Origin of the sequence: Streptomyces olivochromogenes, assembly GCF_001514115.1 — a bacterium.
GTDB lineage: Bacteria > Actinomycetota > Actinomycetes > Streptomycetales > Streptomycetaceae > Streptomyces > Streptomyces olivochromogenes.
In genome coordinates this window covers 1-2334 of the sequence record NZ_KQ948501.1, presented here as the reverse complement: position 1 = coordinate 2334, position 2334 = coordinate 1, and the positions used below count along the sequence as shown (strand labels likewise).

The window sequence follows — 2334 nt, the reverse complement described above, 5'->3', positions numbered from 1 at the left end:
GTGTCGCGGGTCCACGGGGTGGAGATGCCGATCACCGAGGTCGTCGCCGCGGTGATCGACGGCACTACCAGCGTCCCGGACGCGGCCGCCGCGCTCATGTCCCGGACGCCGAAGCCCGAGCAGTACAGCGCCTGACAGCCATCCGTGCAGGTCGCGCACATGTACGTACGACTCGAACGTGCGGCTACGACCGGGCCGCAACCGTCACAGCCTGGTGACCGCTCACTCGGCCGGCCGCCTCTTCCCGGCAGCCAGGCCCATGATCGCCTCTCCGAATCCACAGGAGGGGGAAGCTCTCATGCTGACCACATTGCGGAGCGCAGTTGCGGCAGCCGTACTGGCGGCCGCGCTCGTTGCCCCGGTCGCGGTGGCGACCGACGCAGCAGCGGCGACGTGCGCCCGGCACACCACGGGCGTCTGCAAGGCCAACTCGCCGCATCCGCGCGGGGCAACGGCGAAGTGCAAGGACAGCACCTGGTCCTACAGCGCCCACGCCCGCGGCACCTGCTCGCACCACCGGGGCGTCAAGTACTGGTACCGGTAGATCCCAGTCCGCATGAGGCCCCCGGCCACGTCCGGGGGCTTCATGATCGGCGGCAGGTCACCTGAGCTCAACAGCGTAGGAGTCGCCGTTGGATTCCCATCCGTCAGTGCCTTCGCCAATGTCGGCGACGATGACGTCCTCGATGAAGCGGTCCTCGAAGTCGTCGTCGCGCAGGTCACCGGCCAGCCAGAACGCCTCGATCTCAGGCCATAAAGGACAAGCTGACATCAGCTTCATGGCGAGGTTGAGCCGGGCGGGCCTCCAGCCCGCCCGACCATCCACCAGTCCAGCAGGAGACTGACGGCCACCTGCTTGCCGCGCGCCGTCGTGCGATAGTTGTGTTGGGGGGGGTGCCTCTATGTCCTTCGTCAAGGTGTGACTGTGTGCCGTAGCTGGCAGCTCCTGAGCACCTCGGCAACCGTTTCGGCTCGGCGGGGGTCCTCCCTATCAGGCCCCGCTCGGGCCATCGGACGCGAGGGTGGAGGAGCGCCGTGGGGGTCCGCAGGGCAGCGAAAGGCGTCGGCGACTTCCTGATCGAGACGGTGGGAGAAGCCGTCGCCGAGGTGATCCTCAGCCTGCTCGCCTGCGCCCTGCTCGGCTGCCTGGCTCTGATCGCCTACCTGAGCTGGTCCTTCAGCCCACGCTTCACCATCGCGGGGGCCGGGCTGCTCAGCTTCTTCCTCGCCCACGGTGCCTGGCAGACCTTTCGCACTCCCACGAAGGGTCGCCGTCGGGGCCTTGCTGCCCTGACCGCTGTCGGCTTCACTGTGACCGCCATGACGGCCCTCTTCCTTCTGCTCTACGCCACAGGCTGCGACTGTCTGTGAGGCCGTTTGGCTCCATGCGCTCAGCCGGCCGGTGCAACGCTCAACGGCCAACTGAACGCACGCCACCACTGCCTCCGCGGAGCCGCAAGCCCGCATCGTTGAGCCGTACTCAGCCCGCGGAGTCCGGTACGCACTTCCCGTTGAGCGCCTTCCTGGACATCCCGGTTTCGATTCAAGCAGTCAGGCCGGTGCCCCATGAACGGTGACGAACTCCTCTCCCATGTGGATGCCGGTCTTGATGAGACCGGCATCCACCAGTTCCGCAAGGTACGGGTCCAGGTCGGCTGAGGAGCCGACCCCAACGAGAGCAGGTGCCGTATCGCGGATGTCCGTGTCGTCGGGCACGGCCAGCAGGACCACGTACAAGACCTTGCTCGTGGGGCTGAGGGTGCCGTCGAGGATCACGCCTCGATCAACTGTTACGGCCGAGGACAAACGGGCGTATCGCACACGGCCATTTTCCTGACGGTGCCAGCTCTCAAGAGGTGTCCTGACGGCGTGTTGCCGGAACCAGTACCTGTGGGAGCGTCCAGGTCGCGGCTTGTCCACAGTGAATGCGGGCACCGGTACGGCGGGAGGTGTACCCGTGTCCCGATCACCAGGACTGTGCACGGGAGTTCCTGGACGGCCACCTCTGAGCGGTCGCCGCAGCACTGCGGCCGCCACATCCGTCACGCAAGCCGCAGTGCGCGGGGTGCGGGCGTCGGTGGTGGAGCAGTCGCGCGCGGCCGGGCTCACGGTGGAGTACATCGTCGATGGTTACAGCCGCCTCGCCTACACCGAAGCACTGCATGACGAGAAGGCAGCCACCGCGATCGGCTTCCTGCACCGGGCGAGGGTGTGGTTCGCCACGCACGTGATCAGGAACGTCCACGACAACTACCACCGCCCACACACCGCTGTCAGGAACCACCCACCAGCGGCTCGGCTCCACAGCGGCGTCACCAACGTCATGGCCTCGTA

The 2334-nt window shown here is 67.1% G+C and carries 4 protein-coding genes and 1 pseudogene; 3 read left to right on the top strand and 2 right to left on the bottom strand.

Features of this window, described 5'->3' with window-relative positions; all coding sequences use genetic code 11:
- Positions 1-298 precede the first annotated feature (298 nt).
- Entirely contained in the window at positions 299-544 is a 246-nt protein-coding gene (locus AQJ27_RS50550; protein ID WP_067385718.1) for a DUF3761 domain-containing protein, read from the top strand.
- 57 nt (positions 545-601) lie between these two features.
- Here AQJ27_RS50550 and AQJ27_RS57160 read toward each other — a convergent pair whose 3' ends face one another.
- Entirely contained in the window at positions 602-916 is a 315-nt protein-coding gene (locus AQJ27_RS57160) for a hypothetical protein (protein ID WP_159064673.1), read from the bottom strand.
- Between the two features lie 119 nt (positions 917-1035).
- Here AQJ27_RS57160 and AQJ27_RS50540 point away from each other — a divergent pair, with 119 nt between their 5' ends.
- Positions 1036-1371 (top strand): lysine transporter LysE, encoded by a 336-nt coding sequence (locus AQJ27_RS50540; protein ID WP_067385711.1) that lies wholly within the window; start codon positions 1036-1038, stop codon positions 1369-1371.
- Between the two features lie 180 nt (positions 1372-1551).
- On the opposite strand, the gene AQJ27_RS50535 is transcribed toward AQJ27_RS50540, so the two are convergent.
- Complete coding sequence (locus tag AQJ27_RS50535) at positions 1552-1776, bottom strand: hypothetical protein (RefSeq protein WP_067385709.1); 225 nt, start codon at positions 1774-1776, stop codon at positions 1552-1554.
- A 346-nt stretch (positions 1777-2122) separates the two neighbouring features.
- Here AQJ27_RS50535 and AQJ27_RS50530 point away from each other — a divergent pair.
- Positions 2123-2334 (top strand): annotated as a pseudogene (locus tag AQJ27_RS50530) (hypothetical protein); the annotation flags it as partial.